The sequence below is a fragment of the Streptomyces pallidus (ex Mingjun et al. 2026) genome (assembly GCF_051550185.1).
In the GTDB taxonomy this organism is placed as follows: Bacteria; Actinomycetota; Actinomycetes; order Streptomycetales; family Streptomycetaceae; genus Streptomyces.
This window is the reverse complement of record NZ_CP196181.1, coordinates 492,805-511,483: the sequence shown is the minus strand read 5'-3', so window position 1 is coordinate 511,483 and position 18,679 is coordinate 492,805. Positions and strand designations below refer to the sequence as shown.

The following is an 18,679-nucleotide window of genomic DNA, read 5'->3' as shown; positions in this document are numbered from 1 at the left end:
GCTACCAGATTCTGTGGGTGGCTTCGGTTGCGGCAGGGAAGAGGTACTGGCGATGGACGGCAGGCGGATCATCACCGTGTTCGGCGCGACGGGGCACCAGGGCGGAGCGCTGGCCCGGGCCGTCCTGGCGGACGAGGGCGGCGGTTTCGCGGTCAGGGCCGTGACCCGCAGTCCGGAATCGGACCGGGCCCGCGAGCTGGAGCGGCTCGGCGCGGAGGTCGTCCGCGCCGACCTCGACGACGAAGAGAGCCTCCGGCCGGCCCTGGACGGCGCCTACGGCGCCTTCCTGGTGACCAACTTCTGGGAGGACATGTCCGCGGCCCACGAGCAGGCGCAGGCGCAGGCCCTGGCCCGGGCGGCGGGACACGCCGGGGTGCAGCACGCGATCTGGTCCACCCTGGAGGACACCCGCGAGTGCATTCCGGTCGACGACGACCGCATGCCGACCCTGCAGGGCTCGTACAGCGTGCCGCACTTCGACGCCAAGGCGGAGGCCGACCACTACTTCACCGACGCCGGAGTCCCCACCACCTTCCTGCGGACCACGTTCTTCTGGGAGAACCTGCTGTCGGCCTTCGACTCGCACCAGGGTGAGGACGGCACGTACGCACTCACCTATCCCATGGGGGACCGCAGGCTCTCCGGCATCGCGGTGGACGACGTCGGCAAGACCGCCCTGGCCCTCTTCAAGGGCGGGACCGACTTCATCGCCGCCACGATCAGCATCGCCGGCGAGCACCTCACCCTCGCCGAGATGGCCGCGACCATGACCGAGGTGCTCGGCAGGCCGGTGCGCTACGAGCCCCTGACGCCGGACGCCTTCCGCGCGCTCGGATTCCCCGGCGCGGAGGAGTTCGGCAACATGTTCCAGTACTACGCCGACTGCGAGCACACCTTCACCGCGGCCCGCGACCTCGATGCCGTCCGCGCCCTCCACCCCGGCCTCCAGGACTTCCGGACGTGGCTGTCCGCGCACCGCGACGAGTTCCGGCTGGGCTGACCCTCGAAGTGAAACGGATAGGTCATCCGGATCTGTGCTACCGTCCTGCCCAACGCCAAACGGATGAAGTATCCGTATGTCTCTCGGGGAGGAACACATGAGGAAGACAGCGGTCGTCACGGCAGGAACCGCCGGCATCGGTTGGGAAACGGCGCTGGGGCTGGCCGCCGCCGGGCACTCGGTCACCGTGGTCGGACGCAACGCCGACCGCGGCGCCCGCGCCGTCGAGCGGATCAACGCCGCCCACCCGGACCACCCGGCCCGGTTCCTGCCCGCCGACCTCGCCTCGCTCGACGAGGTCCGCGCGCTCGCCGACCGGATAGCCTCCGACCACGCCGCCTCGGGCGACCCGCTCACGGTGCTGGTGAACAACGTGGGGGCGATGTTCCCCGACCGGCGCACCCTCGGCGGGGTCGAGGCGTCCTTCGTCGTCAACCACCTCTCGCCGTACCTGCTGACGGAACTGCTGCTGCCCACGCTGACCGCCGGTGCGCCCAGCAGGATCGTCAACGTGACCTCGGGCGCGGTCGGCCTCGCCAAGCGGGTGTTCGACGCCGTCGAACCGCCCGGCGGCTACTACGGCTTCCACTGGTACGGCCGCGCCAAGCTCGCCAACCTCGCCTACGCGCTCGACCTCGCCGCACGACTCGACGGAACCGGCGTATCGGTGTTCGCGGCCGACCCCGGGGGCGCCGCGACCGACATGACCGACGGCACCCTGACCGACCCGAAGATCGTCTCGCCCGCGCTCCGGCTGCTGTGGCCGCTGGTGCGCCGCAGGTTCGAACGCTCCACCTCGGGACCGGCGTCGGTGGCCGCCAGGCCCTCGATCGCCGCCGCCACCGACCGGGCGCTGACGGGCCGGACCGGCCTCCTCATCGGGGCCGGGGTCCGCCCGGAACCGCCGATCCGCACCGCGACCGACCCGCGCGTCGCCGATGCCGTGCGCCGACTCAGCGAACGGCACGCGCCGCTCGCCACCGCCTGGCCCGTCCGGCGCCGCCGGGCCGACACCGGCTGCGGAGGCCATCCGGATCGGCCATCCGGTTAACATGTCCGTCATGACCACGCCCCTGCGCAAGGACGCGGCCCGCAACTGGGACCGGATCGTCTCCGTAGCCCGCGCCCTGGTCGACCAGGGCGTGCCGCTGCAGCTCAACGACGTCGCCCGCCGCGCCGAACTGGGGGTCGGCACCGTCTACCGGCACTTCGCCACGCCCGAGGCCCTGCTGGAGACCGTCGCCGCGCCCTGCCTCGAAGGCCTGGCCGCCCACGGCGAGCAGGCACTGGCCGACTCCGACCCCTGGCGTGCGCTGGAGGGCTTCCTGTTCCGCACGGTCGAAGCGCAGGTCGGCGATGCGGCCCTGGCCCCCGTCGCCGCCGCGGCCACGGACGCCCTGCCGCGCACCACGGAACTCAAGGTCGTGCTCCGGTCGGTCGGCACCACCCTCGTCGACCGGGCGCGGGCCGCCGGCGCGGTCCGCCCCGACCTGGACCCCGCCGACCTCGTCCCGCTCATGTGCGGTATCGCCTATGCGGTCGACGTCCACGGCGGCGATCCCGCGGACCGCATCGACACCGCCCACCGCTACCTGGCCACGCTGCTCGGTGGCCTGCGGGCCGTACCCCGGCCCGTGTGACCGCCGCCCGGTGGCTGCCGTGTACACCGACGGGACGCGCCCGGGGCCGGCGGGGTGCTGTGGACCAGCACCGCCGCCGTCGCCGGGCCGCCGCTCTCGCGCGTGCTGCGGATGCACCGGGCCGTCGAACCGGCCCGCCGGGGCATGCCGTTCTCCGAGATCGCCTTCAGGCCGGGGTCCCCCGGGCAGGGTCACCAGTGTCCCACGGGCCCCACCACCGGACTGCCCCCGACGGCCCGCAGGGCCCGAAACCCCACCCCCCGAGTATGTGTGGTGCAGATCACAGCCGCCCGGTCGATGAGATCGCGCACCCGCCCGGGTCTACCCCTCGACAGCACGCGAGCGCCATGAAGCCCGTCTTCCGAGGGCGGCGCACGAGGAGGGAAAACCCATGGCCCAGACGCTCAACGCCCCGCCCGTCGGCCGCGCCGGAGCGCACCCTGCGCGGCTCGCTCCCCGGGCGACTCGACTCCTCCTGGCCGGCGGTCTGGCGGCGGGTCCGCTGTTCCTCGGCGCGGGCGTGGCGCAGGGGCTCGCGCGCGACGGCTTCGACTTCACCCGTCATGCGATCAGCCAACTCGCCCTCGGCGGCCCGGGCTGGATCCAGACGGCGAACTTCCTGATCACCGGAGCCCTCCTCGTCGCCGGCTCGATCGGGATGCGCCGCACGCTGCGCGGGGGAGGGGTCGGTCGGACGTGGGGCCCGGTCCTGATCGGCGTGTTCGGCACCTCGTTCCTGGCGGCCGCGGCCTTCCCGGCCGACGCCGGTGCCGGGTTCCCGGCCGGCGCCCCCGAGGCCGCAGTGCTGAGCGCGCACGGCGCCGTACACGTGGTCGGCGGCATGGTCGGCTATCTCGCGCTGTGCGCGGCCTTCCTCGTGCTGGCCCGCACGCTCGCCGCCCGGGGTCACCGCGGCTGGTCGGTGGCCTGCCGTCTCGTACCCTTCGGCGTCCTCGCCGGGTTCGCGGGCTCCTCCGCCACTGTGCTCGCCTTCACCGCCGGCGCGGGGCTCGGCCTCGTCTGGCTGGCCGCGGTGACGGCCCGTCTGCTCGCGGATGCGGCCGACCGCTAGCCGCGCACCGGCCCGTACCGCACCATGACGACCAACCAAGATCATCCAACGGACGAAAAGGAGCGCCTGATGGCCGACGCGGTGAAGGGTCCCGCCAGCTACTTCCCCTCGATCGAGAAGAAGTACGGCCGGCCGATCACGGAGTGGAAGGAGCTCATCCGTTCCTCGCTGCTGACCCGGCACATGGAGCTCGTCTCCTGGCTCAAGTCCGAGCACGGCCTGGGTCACGGCCATGCGAACGCCCTGGTCGCGCACACGCTCGCCGAGGGCGGCGGCAAGGAGGGGTAGGCCCGGCGCCTCGGAGCCCACCGGGGAATTGAACGCGTTCAGACCGAGTGGCAGTATGAGGGCGTGTGCGGCGCCCTGCGCACGGGCGGGGGGCGCGGCGCCCTTCGACGTGCCACAAGGGGGGAGAGGCCGTGGAGACGAAGCGGTCCTTCGGTCGGTTGCTCGCGGTCTCGGCCCTGGTACTGGTCCTGGAGGTGATGCTCGCGGCGGTGATCGGCGTGCTGTACGCCCTGACGCGGGAGCCCTACTTCAAGGGGCAGTACCTCCAGGCCGCCCAGGCGGTGCTGACCCTCACCTGCGTGGTCGCGGTCGTGGCGCTGCTGGTGTCGCTCACGGTCGTGCTGCCCGCCGTGGCGCTCGGCGACCTCCTCGGGCGTCTGCTGGGCGGCCGGAACCCGTGGGGTTGGGTGCCGGTGACGGTGGGCGCGCTGCTGGCGCCCCTCGCGGTCGCGGGACTGGCCGGGGGCATGGAGAGATCCACCATGGGGGTGACCTGGGCGGCGGCCACGGCCGTCCTGTCCGTGGCCGCCCTGCTCGGCCGCCCGCGGCGGGAGGGGCTGTTCGGCCTGGTGGCGGTGCGCGGTACGGCGGTCGTCGTGGGGACCGGCCTCCTCGGCGCCTTCGGGCTCTGGACGGACGTCCTGCCGAGGTACCGTCCCCCGTTGATCACCGCTGCGTCCGTGGTCGGAACGTGGCAGGACGAGACGAGCGGCAGCCTGACCTTCGAGGCGGACGGCCGGGTGACGGTCCACGGCATCAACCGGTTCCGGCCCGGCGACAGACACTTCGACCCGGTGCCGCGTTGCTCGGGGCAGGGCACGTGGACCTTCACGCCCGGGCGGCGCAACACCTGGGGCCAACGCGTCGACGTCGACGTCGCGGGCTGCCCGCTGCCCGAATGGAGGGTGGCCGGCAGGGCCGGGCAACTGGAGCTGTACCACTTCGTCGGCGATCCGGACGCCCGCAACCTGTACGAGCTGCGGAAGGTGAGGTAGCCGACGGCCCGGTCGGCGGCGCGGCGGTCCCCTACGGGGAGCGTCCCACCGCGCGGTTGAGCGGTCAGCGCCCCGGCGGGTGCGTGGCGAGCCAGTGGCGCGCGATCTGCTCGCGCGTGGCCACCCACGCCCCGCCTAGCTGCGCGACGTGCCTCAGGAATCCGTCGAGCGCGCGGATGCGGCCGGGCCGGCCGATGATCCGGCAGTGCATGCCGACGCTCATCATGCGGGGGCGGTCGGCGCCCTCGGCGTGGAGCGCGTCGAACGTGTCGACGAGGTAGGCGAGCAGGTCGTCGGCGGTGGTGAAGCCGTGGACGGTCAGGAACTTGAAGTCGTTCGCGTCCAGGGTGTACGGCACCACGAGGTGCGGGCGGCCAGCCGCCTCCACGTAGAACGGCAGGTCGTCCGAGTAGTCGTCGGAATCGTAGAGGAAGCCGCCCTCCTCGGCGACGAGGCGCCGCGTGTGGGGGCTGGTCCGGCCGGTGTACCAGCCGACGGGCCGCCGCCCGACCAGCTGCTCGATCGTCGCGACCGAGCGCGCGATGTCGGCGCGCTCCGCTTCCTCGGGCACGTGCCGGTAGTCGATCCAGCGCCAGCCGTGGCTCGCCACCTCCCAGCCGGCGGTGCCCATCGCCCACGCCACGTCCGGATTGCGGGAGAGCGCCTGCCCCACGGCGTAGACGGTCAGGGGGGCGCCGTGCGCCGTGAGCGTGCGGTGGACCCGCCAGAACCCGGCGCGCGAGCCGTAGGCGAACATCGACTCGGCGTTCAGGTCCCGCCCGCCCACCACGGGTGGCACGCCGACGAGTTCGTGGAGGAAGCCCTCCGACGCGGGGTCGCCTTCGAGGACGTTCTGCTCGCCGCCCTCCTCGTAGTTGAGGACGAGGCTGACGGCGACGCGGGCGCCGCCGGGCCAGGCGGCGTGCGGCGGCTCGGCACCGTAGCCGACGAGGTCGCGCTGATGCTCGGACACGGGCGGCACCCTACCGTCGATCGGGCCGCCGGCCACGGAGGTGTGCCACCCGTCTCTCTCGTGGCCGTTCCCGGGTCGCGCACGGCCGTCGCCCGCAGCGGGGCGGCGGCCCAACATCCTGTCGACTTCCGGACCGTCCCCGCCCGGGATTCGTCCGCTCCACCGCACCTCGAACACCTACACCCGTGCGGCTGGCCGCGGTGTCCGGGAATCCCACCGGAACGCCGCGCGCCCCCCGACGAGTTCGGAGGTCCCGTTGGCAGCGTCCCCGCGCGCCCGCGCACCCCGCCGGCTGGCGGCCCTGGCCCTCGGTACCGGCGTCCTGCTGGCCGCGCCCGTGGCCCCGGCGTCCTGCTGGCCGCGCCCGTGGCCCCGGCGGTCGCTGCCGCCGACGCGGCCGGCGCCGCGCGGCCCGTCGCCCCGGTGGCCCGCCGTCAACCTGCACGCGGGTACGTCGATCAACCCCACGACCGGTCTGATCTTCGGAGTGGTCCGCAGCACCGGCACCCGCCTCGTCTGACCGTCACAGGACAGCACCGGGCAGACGGGCACCCGCTCGTTCAACTGGCGGGACCGGGCGGTCGTCCGGCCCGGAGCCGCCGCCCGCGCTCCCGCTCCACGGTCGTAGAGTGGGGTTCAGCGCCGGAACGGGTGCCCGACCCGGACGAAGGGGTGTTCATGGCGAACCGTCGCGCCGTCGTGGTCGGCGCCGGAATCGGAGGTCTGACGGCCGCCCTCGCCCTGCACCGCAGCGGCTGGCACGTCACCGTCTGCGAACGAGCCCCCGCACCGCCCCTCACCGGCGCCGGCATCGGCCTCGCCCCCAATGCCCTGCGCGCACTGGACGCCATCGGCGTCGACGCCGCCCGCGCCGCCGGTAGCGCCGTACCCGAGACGATGGGGGTGCGCCGCTCCGACGGCCGGTGGCTCACCCGCGTCGCCACCGCGGACATGGCGGCCCGCTACGGCGTGGCCCCGATCGCCGTCCCACGACCGGCCTTCACCGCCGCCCTGGCAGCGGCCCTGCCTGCGGGTGCCGTCCGCTACGGCAGCGCCGTGACCGCCGTCCACGACCCCGAGGGCAGCCCGGTCGTCCGTACGGCGGCCGGCGAGGACCTCGCCGCCGATCTGGTCGTCGCCGCCGACGGCATCCGCAGCCCGCTGCGCCACGCGCACTTCCCCGCCCACCCCGGCCTGCACTACATCGGCGAGACCGCGTGGCGAACCCTCGTCGATGCGCCGGACCTGCCGATAGCGGCCATGAGCGAGACCTGGGGGCGGGGGCAGCGGTTCGGCGTGACCCCGATCTCCGACGGCCGCTTCTACCTCTACGCCACCGCGCTCGTCCCGCCCGGCACCCGGTCCGCCGACCCCCGAGCCGAACTCCGCGACCGCTTCGGCTCGTGGCACGACCCGATACCCGCCCTGCTGGACCGCATCGACCGCCTCGACCCCGCCGACGTCCTCCAGAACGACCTCTACGACCTGGCCGCCCCGCTCCCCGCCCTGCACCACGGCCGCGTCGCCTGGCTCGGCGACGCCGCCCACGCCATGGCGCCCAACCTCGGCCAGGGCGGGTGCCAGGCCATCGAGGACGCGGTGGTCCTGGCCGGCCTCCTCCCCCCGAACGGCGCCGACCCCGTCCTCGCCGCCCTCGCCGCGTACACCGCCGCCCGCCGCGACCGCACCGATGCCGTACGCGTCCGCGCCCGACGCGTCGGCCGCCTCGGCGCCCTCCGCAACCCCCTCGCGGTGGCCGCCCGCGACCTCGCGGTCCGCGCCACCCCCGACCGCCTGGCCCTGCGCGGCATGGACGACCTCTTCAACGGCTTCCGCCCCCCGCCGTGACGGCCGACGGCCCGGGCGGCCGAGCCGCCGGCGGACGGGCCCTGGCGGAAAGGCGCTGGCGGCAGCCGGCCGCTGCGGTGATCCTGCAGTCGTGATCGCACGGGACGAAGCGGTACGGATCGTCGAGGAAGAGCTGGCGCGCGAGCGCCGGGCGAGTGCTGCCCGGGCGTCGGGCAACCGCGGCGCACGGTCGTGGTGGACGTCCGAGAGCACGAACTCGCCTGGCTGGTCCTCGTCCAGTCCGAGGAGTACGCCCGCACCCGGGACCGGCACACGATGCTGGTCGGTCACGGCCCGTACCTGGTCGACCGGCTCGACGGCGGACTGCACTGCATCGGAGCGGTCTCCGCGGTCACCGGAGCGTGGGAGGACGACTACCGCAGCCGCATCCGCGGACTGCCCGTCCGCCGCACCGCAGTGGACGACCCGCACGACGAACTGCGCGCCGCCGCAGGGGCAGGGGGCGACCGCATGGCCGCCGCCCGGGTCCTGCGCTGGAAACTGCCCGCGCTGTCGCCCGCTGAGGCACGCGCCTACGTGACCGGGCTGCTGGCCGGCGAGGTACCTCCCCGCCTCCTCGCCGTGGCACGGGAGGAGTTCGTCAGGCCCCTCAGCCGTGTGCTCTCGGTGCGGACCCTCGTTCCGGGCACCGGGGTGACCGGAACAGGCAGTCATTCAACCGACCACCGTGCGCGGGTGGTTGGGGATGAGTACGGTGACAGCGTACGAGGACCGGACCGGGTGTGAGTACCCCCGTGCCGTGTGCTGACGCGTGTGCGAATCGGGCCGAGGGGGATGCCGCGTGATCGAGCTGTCGACCGTGATCAAGGAGCTGCGGGAAGAGCTGGAGCTGTCGATCGCCGAAGCGCAGGGGAAGAAGCTGCAGTTCGAGCTGGGGGCGATCGAGCTGGAGGTGTCGCTCGCGCTGGAGAAGAAGGCCGGCGGGCACGGCAAGGTCAAGTTCTGGGTCGTGGACCTCGGGGTCGACGGGTCCGTGCGCAGCGACGCGGTCCAGCGCGTGAAGCTGTCCCTGCAGCCGACCGTCGACGTGGCCGGCGTGCGGACCAGTGCCTTCGTGTCCGGCCGGGCGGGATCGATTGAGCAGTAGCCGCCCACTCGCCCCGTCGGCGGGGCTGGACGAGCGGCGGGCCGTGCAGATCGTTTCCATGTGCCAGGACGGCAGCGGCAAACGGGGCTCCGGCTACCAGGTCGGTCCCGGGCACGTGCTGACCGCAGCGCACGTCGTCGACGACGCCAGGGAGGTGTTGGTCCGTTTCGTCGACGGCCGGGGCGGGATCACGGACGTCGACGCCGAGACGGCCTTCCTGCACCGGCGGCTCGACATCGCGGTGCTCGCACTGCACCCCACCACGGACGCGGAAGGCGTGGCCCCGCGGGCGGTCGGCGCCGTCCCGTACGGGCGGCTGGGCCGCCGCTCGGCGCCGTGCGAGGCGGTGGGCTTCCCGCGCTTCAAGCTGCGGCACGAGGTGGGACCGGACGGCGCGGGGTTCGAGTACCGCGACACCCGGCACGCCCACGGCTGCGCGGTCGCCCTGTCGGGGCGGCGCGAGGGCACGCTGGAGCTGATCGTCGACCCGCCCGGGACCGACCCCGCTGCCGACCGGGGCGCCGGTCGTGCCACCGAGCGTGCGCCGTCGCCCTGGGAGGGCATGTCCGGGGCGGCGGTGTGGAGCGGCGGCTGCCTCATCGGCATCGTCAGCGAGCACCGGCCCACCGACGGTGCGGGAACCCTGACCGCCAGCCGGGTCGACCGCTGGTACGGGATCCTCACCGACGCCGAGCGCACCGCCCTGCACCGCCTGATCGGCCTCCCCGCCGGCCCGGCGGGGCTGGTGCCCGCCGACGCACACGCCCAACAGGTCCACGACTACCTGAGCGCGGCCCTGGCCTCGACCCGGGAACACCCCTACGTCGGCGGCACCAGCGGGCCCGGCGCGCCCCCGCTGGCCGACGTCTACCTCGCCCAGCGGGCCCGCGTACGCGCCCTCGGCAGCGGCGTCGGCACCACCGCCGTGGGCGCCGTGGGCCGGGTCACGCCGCAGGAGCTCTCCGCCGAGGAGGCCGTGCACCGGATCGCAGGCTCCGGCGGTCGGGCGGCGCGGGTGACCGTCCTGACCGCGGGACCGGGCGGCGGCAAGACGACCTTCCTGCGCATGACGCTCGCCACGGCAGCCGGCCGTCACCTGGCCGGAGGGGACGCCGGGGCGGGCAGGACCGCGGACGCGCACGCACGAACGGACGCGCACGCACGAACGGACGCGCACGCACGAACGGACGCGCACGCACGAACGGACGGGCACGCACGCGCGGATGCGCGCGCACTGCCGGTCCTGCTCCGGGCCACCGACCTGCTTCAGGAGGATCCGCTCCCGCAGGTGCTCGCCCGTGCGGTCACCCGCGACCTGAGCCGGTTCGGGCTGCTCGAAGGACCCGACCCCGAAGTGTTCCGTTCGGAGCCGGAACCGGGCGTGCCGTGGCTCGTGATGGTGGACGGGCTGGACGAGATCCTCCTCCCGGAGTCCAGGCGCAGGGTCTTGCAGACCCTGGCCGGCCACGCAGGTCGCAGGGGGACCACCGGCCCCACCAGCTCCACCGGGCCCGCGACCGCTGGCAGCCCGTTCCGCTTCGTGGTCGCCACGCGTCCGCTGCCCGAGGCAGAGCTCGGCGTCCTCGGCGAGGACACGCCGGTCCTCGAACTGCGCCCGTTCGACCCGTCGGAGTTCCGCTCCCTCGCCGTGAAGTGGTTCCGTGCCACGGGGCGGACCGCGCCCGAACGGGCGGCGGACCGGCTCGCGCACACCGCCACGGCCACCGCCGCCGCCTCGCCCGCGGCCGGCCTCGGTAGCGTCCCGCTGATGGCGGCCATCCTGTGCGCCCTCGGTCCCGCCGAGCAGGACCAGCCGCTGCCCGCGCACCGCGGCGACCTGTACCGGCGTTTCGTCGGGGCCCTCGCCGACCGGCACTACGCCGCCGGCCTGTCCGGGATCCGGGAGCAGACCCGCCAGGCCCTGGAACGCTACGGCACCAAGGTGCTCGACCGGGCACGGGAGACGGCCGAGGGATTCTTCCCGCTCGTCTCCCGCCTTGCCGCCCAGCACGTGGGCCGGCCCCGGAACCGCCCCGGGGAGGAACACGACGTCCTCGCCGCTCTCCTCGGCTTCCCGGAGGCCGCGCGACCCGACGCCGGACCCGATCCGGTACTGGAGGAGACGTGGCGCCGGTTCCTGGCGGACCTGCTGCGGCACAGCGGCCTGTTCACCCAGGACGACGAGTCCGGTTTCACGTTCCTCCACCAGACCCTCGCCGACTACCTCGCTGCGCAGGCCGTCGCCGCCGACCCCGGTCGGCTCCGGTCGGAGCTGCGGCGGTTCGTCGGCACCCGCCGCCCCGAACCGCCCGGCAGGCGGCGCGCCCGGCTGGAGCTGCGTACCGCCCAGATGTCGTACGCGGGCTTCCTGCTCGACGCGGCGGCCGACGACCCGGCGGGCGCCCGGGCCCTGCACCGGCTGGCCGCCGCGACCGACGCCGGCCTTCCCGACCTGCAGTTCATCGCCGCACAGGCCCGGCTGGGCACGCGGCTGCCGCCGGGGGTCGCCGAGCGGACGGCCTCGGCGCTCGTCTCGCTGGCCTCCCGGCCGAGCCGCCTGCGCGACGGCCTGAGCGCGGTCATGGCGCTGGCCGACCTCGACGACGAGCGGGCCCGGGAACTCCTCGTGCGGATCGCCGGGGACGAGGACGCCGGGGGCGTCGCGCCACTGGCCTTCACCCGCAGCACCCCGGTGGCGCCGCAGACGCTGCGCCTGTACAACGGGGTCGCCCGGGTGCAGGCCGCGCTCCGGCTCGGCGAGGGCGGCGACGAGCGCGGCACCAAGCTGCTGCTGGAACTGGCCCACGAGGACGCCGTGCACCCGCTGGCCCGCGCCCACGCGGCCGGCGCCCTCGCCCAGCTCGGGCATCCGGGCGCCGGCGAGCTGCTCCTCTCCCTCGCGAAGGACACCCGCTTCGACGGCTCCGGGCGCGCGCTCGCCGCCCGCCTGATGGGGGTACGGCTCGACGACCGGCGCGCGCTCCGGATCCTCGCGGACATGGCCCGCGACCGGTCCCTCGACCCCGTGTCCCGCGTCAACGCCGCCCATTCGCTCGCGCGGCTGGGGGACGCGCGGGCCAAACCCGTCCTGACGGAGCTCGTCCGACCGGTCAGGGGACCGGCCCCGACCGGGGTCGACCGGCTCGTGCGTTCCTTCGTACGCGTCAAGGCCGCCCGGCTCCTCGCCGAACTCGGCGACCCCCGCGCACCGCGCCTGCTCCTGGGCCTGGCCCACGACGAGCGCGTGGTGTCCTTCTACCGCCGCCGGGCCAAGGCCGTCCTGGTCATGGTCCACAGGGGGGTCATCCGGTCCGGGTACGCGAGCGGGGCCGAGGAGGACCTGCTCAGGCTGGACGCCGACATCCGGGAGATGACCTACAGCCGGTGCGCGCGCCTCGTGATGGCGTACGCGCGCGTGCGGCAGCGCCTCCTGCTGCCGTTCCTGCTGCGCAGACTGGACCGTACCGGCACCGCCGAGCTCGGGACCCGCGGCCACTGACGCCCGTGCCGACTTCGTGACGCGTTCGTGACGACCTCCGTCCGCGCCCTCAACTCGCCGCGGAGTCGGCCGGGTCGGGCGCGCGCCCGGGGCCGCCGGGGCCAGGGAACCGGGCAGTAGGATCATCCCGCAACACGACGCGAAGGGGTATCCAGTGGCGCGGGTTGCAGTGATCGGTGGGGGTATCAGCGGGTTGGGGACGGCCCTCGTGCTCGGTCGGCGGGGCCACACGGTCACGTTGTTCGAGCAGGACGCCCGGGAAGCCGGCGAGGACCCGCACCGGGACTTCTTCCACTGGGACAGGCCCCGGGTCCCGCACGCCGTCCAGCCCCATTCGCTCCTCGCACCCGTGCGCACCGTGCTCCGCACCGAGGCGCCCGACGTGTACGCGGACCTGCTGGCCCGCGGCGCCCGGGAACACCACGAGTTCGACTGGTTCGGCGAGCACCCGCCCTACCGGGCCGGCGACGAGGACCTGGTGACCCTGCGCACCCGCCGCATCGTCCTGGAGGCCGCCCTGACCGCCGCCGTGCGGCGGGAAAGCACCGTTGACGTGCGGCGGGGCTGCCGGGTGAGCGGCCTCGCCCTCCGGGAGGGCCGCCCGGCCCGCGTCACCGGCGTACGGGTGGGCGGGGACGTGTACCGGGCGGACCTCGTCGTCGACGCGGCCGGTCGCCGCTCGCCGGTTCCCGCCTGGCTGACCGCGGCCGGCTGCCGCCCGCCCGTCGTGGACAGCCACCGCACCCGGCTCGCCTACCTCTGCCGCTGGTACCGCCTGCGCAACGACGGCCCGCGCGACCCCGGGCGGGTGAAACCCGGCTCGGCCGCCCCCTTCGCGTTCGGCGGCGTCTTCCCCTCCGACAACGACACCTTCGCGGTGAACCTGGTCGTCACCACGGACGATCCGAGCCGCGGCGCGCTCACCGACCCCGCCGTGTTCGAGGCCGGCGCCCGTCTCTTCCCCGCCAGTGCCGCCTGGCTCGCCCTGGCCCCCGAACCCCTGTCGCCCGTCCTCGCGATGGCCGGCCTGGACAACCGCTGGACCGCCCTCGCCGACGACGAGGGCCCCGTCGTCACCGGCCTGGTCAACGCCGGGGACAGCCTGATCCACACCAACCCCACCTCGGGCCACGGCGCGTCCCTCGGCCTGCGCGCCGCCCAGCACCTCGCCACCCGTGTCGACGAGATCGCTGCGGACCCGACCGGCTACCACGCCTGGACGGTGCAGACCCTCCGCCCCTGGTTCGACGCGCAGGTGGCGGCCGACCGCGCCACCGGGCGGCGCCTCGCCGAGGGCGCGATCCCGTCGGATCGGCGGGCTGCCGCTCTGGCCGCCTGCGCCTTCGACGATCCCGTCGTCATGAGGGCCCGCGCCCAGGTACGGCATCTCGTACGACCGGCCGACGACGCCTACGGCACCGACGAGGTGGAGCGGCACGTCACCGCATGGCTGGCCGCCCGCCCGGACTTCTCGCCGGAGCCCGACGGCCCGACCCGGGACCAGTGGGACGCGCTCATACCGGGTTGAGCGCGGGGCGCCGGCCCAGGGGCGCGAGCGCCAGGAGCAGCAACAGCCCGCCGATCGGGAGGAGGTCCAGGCTGACCGTCGAGACGGCGATGCCCGCCACCACGACGAGCGGCCGCCAGGCCGGGATCCGCCGCAGGACCGCCAGTTGGGCCGTGAGCAGGACCAGGCCCACGTAGAAGAGCAGCGGGCCGACGGTGTAGACGGCGGGAGTCACCCCCGGGTAGCTCCTGACGCCCTCGAACATGGCGTTCATGGCCTCCCGGTCCGCGCAGAGGAACCCGACCACCAGGTCGACCACGGTCTGCGCCGCCGCTGCTGCCGCCCCGAGCAGACCCACGGTGACGGCGGCGCCGGCGAGCAGGCGCGCCGCCGGCCCGCGCCCGGTCTCCGCCCACCGCCGCAGGGTCCACATCACCGGTACGAAGGCCAGTACGGCCGTCAGCAGCGCGAGATGGCCGAGGCCCCAGGCGAGGCCGGGGCCGTGCGTGGGGTCGGTGAGGCGGATGGTTCCGTAGACCGTCATGCTGAGGGGACCCACGGTGAAACAGGTCAGGTGGCGCGTTGCGTTCGGCATGAAGTGATCATGACCGTGGGGTGTGCCCGGGGCCTCGGGGATGGCCCGGACGCTTCCCTGAGACGTATCCGAGCCGGGCTCAGTGTGCGTCGGCGGGGACGGGCGCGAGGCGGTAGGCGCCGTCGTGGGAGACGACGCGGCCCGCGGTCGGCGGCGCGAAGTGCGTTCCCAGGACGAGGGCGTCGGTGTCGGCGAGGGAGCCGAGCAGCGTGCGGCGCGAGGCCTCGGACTGCGACGGGTCGATGTCGACGCAGGCGCCGATGGCGGGGTGGGCGAGCTGGACGGGGTGGTGGATGCAGTCGCCCGTGATCAGAGCCGTCCGGCCGCGGTCCGTCAGCTCGACTGCGATGTGGCCGGGGGTGTGGCCGGGGGTGGGGAGCAGCCGTACGTTCGGGGCGATCCCCACACCCTCGGCGGGTACGTCGACGAGGTCGAGCAACCCCGCTTCCTCCACCGGTGTCACCGAGTCCAGGAACATCTGCCGCCGGGCCTCCTCCATGTCGTAGCCGGCCCAGAAGTCCCGCTCCGTACGGGAGGTGACGTACCGGGCGTTGGGGAAGGTCGGGACCCATGCGCCGTCCACCGCGCGGGTGTTCCAGCCGACGTGGTCGGCGTGCAGGTGGGTGAGGACCACCAGGTCGACCGACTCCGGGGGGAATCCGGCGGCGGTGAGGCGCTGGAGGTAGTCGGTGTCGAGGTGGTGCCAGGCGGGGTTGGCCCGCTCCTTGCCGTTGCCGATGCCGGTGTCCACGAGGACGCGCAGCCCGCCGACGGCGAAGGCGAAGCTGTGGCTGTGGAGGTGCAGGACGCCTTGGTCGTCGGCGAAGTGGGGGCGCAGCCAGTCCTGCCCGGCGACCACGGCGGGGGTGGCGTCCGGCAGCAGCCAGGGTCCGGTGGCGGGTGGCAGGAGGGTCTCGTCGATGCGGTGGACGGTGACGTCGCCCACGGTCCAGGTGGGGGTGGTGGCGGACGGGCGAGTGGCCGGCGAAGTGCTCATGACTGCTCGTTTCCTCGGTCTTGTCGAGCGGGCTACGGAAGATCGTTCGGTTTCCGGAGTTCGGAGTCGGGGCCTGGGGGTTGGGAGTTCGGGACGCTCACCGGCGGGCGTCGGGCGTGCGGCGGGCTTCCCGGCGCCGTGCCGCGGTGAGTGCTCCCAGAGCGGCGACGGCCGTCAGCCCGGCGGCGACGGCGTAGGACTGCGAGGCGGTGGCCAGTCCGTACCGCTGGGTGGCGGCGCCCGCGGCGATGGCGGGCAGGCTCATGGAGAGGTAGCTGAGGACGTAGTACGCGGCGACGGTGGCCGCCCGGTCGTCCTCGGGGAGCGCGGCGAGTGTCATGCGCAACGCCCCCTGGGAGACGGCGCCGAAGGCGATCCCGGCCAGGGCCGCTCCGCCGTAGACGGCGGGCAGGCCGGCGCCGTGCAGACCGCCCAGCGCCAGGGCGCCGGCGGGTACGACGGCCAGGCTCCCGCCGGTGACGGCGGCGTACGGGGCCGTACGCCGCAGCGCCCACACGGCCAGCGTGGCCGCGGTGGTGAGCGTGAAGAACACCATGCCGCCCACCGCCCGCGGGGCGGCCGGGGCCACGAGGTGCACCAGCGCCGGGCCGAGGGAGGAGTAGAAGCCGCCCAGCGCCCAGACGGCGACGACGGCGGCGCCGGCCACCAGGAGGGCGCGGCGGGCCGACTGCGGCACGGCGAGCCGCGGGCGCAGCGAGCGCAGGGCGCCGGCGTGCGGGCGGGCCGTCTCCGGGGTGAAGGCGACCGCGACGGCCTGCGCGGTGAGCAGGACCGCCGGCAGCAGGTACACGCTGACCGCGGGGGCGGGGCCGAAGTTGACGAGGAGGGAGGAGGCCAGGACGCCGGCGGCCATGCCCCCCACCGGGGCGATGCTGTTGGCCAGGGCGGTCCGTCCCGGACGCAGGGGGTCCGCCAGGTCGAGGAGGGCCGCTCCCGCGGCACTGGTGGCCGCGCCGGTGGCCGCTCCCTGCAGGACCCGGGCGCCGATCAGCGCACCGGCGCCGTCCGCCGTGGCCAGCAGCACCATGGAAACGGCGTCCAGGGCCAGGGCGGTGGCCAGGACGGGGCGCCGTCCCAGGTGGTCGGAGAGCGATCCGGTGGTGAGCAGGGCCAGCAGCAGCGTCAGGGAGTAGGCGCTGAAGACGACGGTGACGGTCAGCGCGGACAGCTGCCAGGCGTCCTGGTAGTGGGGGTAGAGAGGGGTCGGCGCGCTGGACGCCGCGAGGAGGGCGGCCAGGACCGAGGCGTTGAGGGCGAAGGAGGCCGTACGACGGCTCGGGATCGGGCGGGCGGCCCGGTGGGCGAGGGGCACGGGTGCTGGGGCTGCAACTGCGGTCACGGACAAGCTCCTTGACGCTAAACGCAATCGGTTTGCTTTTAGGTAGCCTAGATCCCTACAGTCGACTAACGCAAACCTTTAGCTTTAGTCCTTCTGGGGTGCTCCGCCGCTCCAGCCCGGAGAAGGGAAGTCCGTGTCCGCCCCTGACCTCACCCCGCCGGAAGCCGCCGCATGGGCGGCCCGCGCCGGCCTCCCGCTGCCCGCCGACCGGCACGCCGCGGTCGCCGCCGTCGCCCGTCACATCCACTCCGTCGTCGCGGTCCTGCGGGAGCTGGACTTCGAGGACACCCCGCCCGCCCCCGCCTACCGCGTGGCACGGGAGCAGCCCGATGCAGCCGTATGAACTGACCCTGGCCGCGGCCGCCGACGCGATCCGCACCCGGCGCCTGTCTCCCGTCGAGCTGGCGGATTCCGTCCTGGAGCGGATCGCGCAGGTCGACCCGCGCCTGCACGCGTACGTCACCGTCACCGCCGAGCAGGCCCGCACGGCCGCGCGCAGGGCCGAACGCGACATCGCGGCAGGCCGCTACCGCGGTCCGCTGCACGGTGTGCCGATGGGCCTGAAGGACCTGATCGACGTGGCCGGAACGGCGACGTCCGCCAGCTCCCGGGTCCGCACGGGCCACCGGGCACGGACCGACAGCGCGGTCGCCGCACGACTGAAGGCCGCCGGCGCGATCCTGCTCGGCAAGACGCACACCCACGAGTTCGCGTACGGCCTGACGACCCCGCAGACCCGCAACGCCTGGGACCCCGCCCGGATCGCCGGCGGGTCGAGCGGCGGATCCGCCGTCGCCGTGGCATCGGGCGCGGCGACCTTCGCCCTGGGCACCGACACCGGCGGATCGATCCGCGTTCCCGCCGCACTCAACGGCGTCGTCGGCCTCAAGCCGACCTACGGCCTCGTCTCCCGGCGCGGCGTCACGCCCCTGTCCTGGTCGCTGGACCACGTCGGCCCGATCACCCGCACCGTCCGGGACGCCGCCCTGGTCCTGCCCGCCCTGGCCGGACGCGACCCGCTCGATCCCGCCTCGCTCGCCGCGCCCGCCGTCGACCACCGGCGGCAGGCCGCGGGAACGAACCTCGCCGGCCTGCGGATCGGGGTACCGCGCACCTACTACTTCGACCACGTCCACCCCGAGGTCGAAGCCGCGGTCCGGGACGCCGTCGACCACCTCCAGGCCCTCGGCGCACACCTCGTCGACGTCGAGATCCCCATGACCCGCTACGTCCAGGCCACCCAGTGGGGCCTGATGGTGCCCGAGGCGACCGCGTACCACGAGCGCACCCTGCGCACGGTCCCCGAGCTCTACCGGGACGACGTCCGCGTCCTGCTGGAGGCCGGCGCACTGATGCCCGCCGGGGACCACCTGCGCGCCCAGCGCTCCCGCACGCTCATGCGGCAGGCATGGGCCCGTTTGTTCCAGGAGGTCGACGTGATCGCCGCACCCGCCGTCCCGGCGACCGCGGTGCGGGCCGGCCAGGAGGCGATCACCTGGTCCGACGGCACCGTCGAGGGCGTCTCCGACGCCTACGTACGCCTGTCGTCGCCCGCCAACATCACCGGCGTACCGGCCCTGTCCGTACCGGTCGGCCGCGACACGGCAGGCATGCCGATCGGCATGCAGCTCCTGGGGCGGCCCTTCGGCGAGGACGTGCTCTTCCGCGTCGGCCAGGCGTACGAGCGGACCGGTCCCGCCCGCGAACCCGCGGCGCACGCCGCGTGAGCGCGCGCTCGGGTCCGGGCAGGCCCGGCAGATCCGTCCGGCCGGGCCCGAGCCGCAGGTCGCACCCAGC

The 18,679-nt window shown here is 74.7% G+C and carries 18 protein-coding genes; 14 read left to right on the top strand and 4 right to left on the bottom strand.

Annotation, left to right across the window (positions count from 1 at the left end):
- Nucleotides 1-52: 52 nt before the first annotated feature.
- From ACSHWO_RS02565 to ACSHWO_RS02540, 6 genes are all read left to right on the top strand, one after another.
- Nucleotides 53-1,000 carry an NmrA/HSCARG family protein gene (locus ACSHWO_RS02565; RefSeq protein ID WP_438309871.1) on the top strand — a complete coding sequence of 316 codons (948 nt, stop codon included), beginning with the start codon at nucleotides 53-55 and terminating at the stop codon, nucleotides 998-1,000.
- Between the two features lie 97 nt (nucleotides 1,001-1,097).
- A complete protein-coding gene (locus ACSHWO_RS02560; protein WP_438309870.1) occupies nucleotides 1,098-2,051 on the top strand; it encodes an SDR family NAD(P)-dependent oxidoreductase in 954 nt (317 codons plus the stop codon).
- 10 nt (nucleotides 2,052-2,061) lie between these two features.
- Nucleotides 2,062-2,640 carry a TetR/AcrR family transcriptional regulator gene (locus ACSHWO_RS02555; RefSeq protein WP_385839526.1) on the top strand — a complete coding sequence of 193 codons (579 nt, stop codon included), beginning with the start codon at nucleotides 2,062-2,064 and terminating at the stop codon, nucleotides 2,638-2,640.
- A gap of 391 nt (nucleotides 2,641-3,031) precedes the next feature.
- Entirely contained in the window at nucleotides 3,032-3,712 is a 681-nt protein-coding gene (locus tag ACSHWO_RS02550; protein WP_438309869.1) for a DUF998 domain-containing protein, read from the top strand.
- Between the two features lie 69 nt (nucleotides 3,713-3,781).
- Nucleotides 3,782-4,000 carry a DUF4287 domain-containing protein gene (locus ACSHWO_RS02545; protein WP_438309868.1) on the top strand — a complete coding sequence of 73 codons (219 nt, stop codon included), beginning with the start codon at nucleotides 3,782-3,784 and terminating at the stop codon, nucleotides 3,998-4,000.
- A 131-nt stretch (nucleotides 4,001-4,131) separates the two neighbouring features.
- A complete protein-coding gene (locus ACSHWO_RS02540; protein ID WP_438309867.1) occupies nucleotides 4,132-4,995 on the top strand; it encodes a hypothetical protein in 864 nt (287 codons plus the stop codon).
- A gap of 64 nt (nucleotides 4,996-5,059) precedes the next feature.
- Here ACSHWO_RS02540 and puuE read toward each other — a convergent pair whose 3' ends face one another.
- Nucleotides 5,060-5,968, bottom strand: a complete 909-nt coding sequence (puuE, locus tag ACSHWO_RS02535; RefSeq protein ID WP_438309866.1) for an allantoinase PuuE — start codon at nucleotides 5,966-5,968, stop codon at nucleotides 5,060-5,062.
- A 256-nt stretch (nucleotides 5,969-6,224) separates the two neighbouring features.
- Between puuE and ACSHWO_RS02530 the strand changes: the two genes are divergently transcribed.
- The 6 genes from ACSHWO_RS02530 to ACSHWO_RS02505 all read left to right on the top strand — a co-directional run bounded on the left by ACSHWO_RS02530 (nucleotide 6,225) and on the right by ACSHWO_RS02505 (nucleotide 13,951).
- A complete protein-coding gene (locus ACSHWO_RS02530) occupies nucleotides 6,225-6,488 on the top strand; it encodes a hypothetical protein (RefSeq protein ID WP_438309865.1) in 264 nt (87 codons plus the stop codon).
- Nucleotides 6,489-6,646: 158 nt separating this feature from the next.
- Nucleotides 6,647-7,816 (top strand): FAD-dependent monooxygenase, encoded by a 1,170-nt coding sequence (locus ACSHWO_RS02525; protein ID WP_438309864.1) that lies wholly within the window; start codon nucleotides 6,647-6,649, stop codon nucleotides 7,814-7,816.
- Between the two features lie 192 nt (nucleotides 7,817-8,008).
- Nucleotides 8,009-8,563, top strand: a complete 555-nt coding sequence (locus tag ACSHWO_RS02520) for a YrhB domain-containing protein (RefSeq protein ID WP_438309863.1) — start codon at nucleotides 8,009-8,011, stop codon at nucleotides 8,561-8,563.
- A 55-nt stretch (nucleotides 8,564-8,618) separates the two neighbouring features.
- The gene (locus ACSHWO_RS02515) at nucleotides 8,619-8,924 is read left to right on the top strand and encodes a trypco2 family protein (protein WP_385839534.1); all 306 of its coding nucleotides are present in this window, start codon (nucleotides 8,619-8,621) and stop codon (nucleotides 8,922-8,924) included.
- A 43-nt stretch (nucleotides 8,925-8,967) separates the two neighbouring features.
- Nucleotides 8,968-12,423: a trypsin-like peptidase domain-containing protein gene (locus tag ACSHWO_RS02510; RefSeq protein WP_438309862.1), complete on the top strand. Its 3,456-nt coding sequence runs from the start codon at nucleotides 8,968-8,970 to the stop codon at nucleotides 12,421-12,423.
- Nucleotides 12,424-12,577: 154 nt separating this feature from the next.
- Entirely contained in the window at nucleotides 12,578-13,951 is a 1,374-nt protein-coding gene (locus tag ACSHWO_RS02505) for an FAD-dependent oxidoreductase (protein ID WP_438309861.1), read from the top strand.
- On the opposite strand, the gene ACSHWO_RS02500 is transcribed toward ACSHWO_RS02505, so the two are convergent.
- The 3 genes from ACSHWO_RS02500 to ACSHWO_RS02490 form a co-directional block, all read right to left on the bottom strand.
- On the bottom strand, nucleotides 13,938-14,525 hold the full coding sequence (locus ACSHWO_RS02500; protein ID WP_438309860.1) for a hypothetical protein: 588 nt from the start codon (nucleotides 14,523-14,525) through the stop codon (nucleotides 13,938-13,940). The genes ACSHWO_RS02505 and ACSHWO_RS02500 overlap by 14 nt on opposite strands.
- A 79-nt stretch (nucleotides 14,526-14,604) precedes the next feature.
- Nucleotides 14,605-15,522 (bottom strand): MBL fold metallo-hydrolase, encoded by a 918-nt coding sequence (locus ACSHWO_RS02495; RefSeq protein WP_438309859.1) that lies wholly within the window; start codon nucleotides 15,520-15,522, stop codon nucleotides 14,605-14,607.
- A 97-nt stretch (nucleotides 15,523-15,619) separates the two neighbouring features.
- A complete protein-coding gene (locus ACSHWO_RS02490) occupies nucleotides 15,620-16,882 on the bottom strand; it encodes an MFS transporter (RefSeq protein WP_438309858.1) in 1,263 nt (420 codons plus the stop codon).
- Between the two features lie 133 nt (nucleotides 16,883-17,015).
- Here ACSHWO_RS02490 and ACSHWO_RS02485 point away from each other — a divergent pair, with 133 nt between their 5' ends.
- Nucleotides 17,016-17,225 carry a hypothetical protein gene (locus ACSHWO_RS02485; protein WP_438309857.1) on the top strand — a complete coding sequence of 70 codons (210 nt, stop codon included), beginning with the start codon at nucleotides 17,016-17,018 and terminating at the stop codon, nucleotides 17,223-17,225.
- Nucleotides 17,212-18,609: an amidase gene (locus tag ACSHWO_RS02480; RefSeq protein WP_438309856.1), complete on the top strand. Its 1,398-nt coding sequence runs from the start codon at nucleotides 17,212-17,214 to the stop codon at nucleotides 18,607-18,609. Before ACSHWO_RS02485 ends, ACSHWO_RS02480 begins: the two co-directional genes overlap by 14 nt.
- The last annotated feature ends 70 nt before the right edge of the window (nucleotides 18,610-18,679 follow it).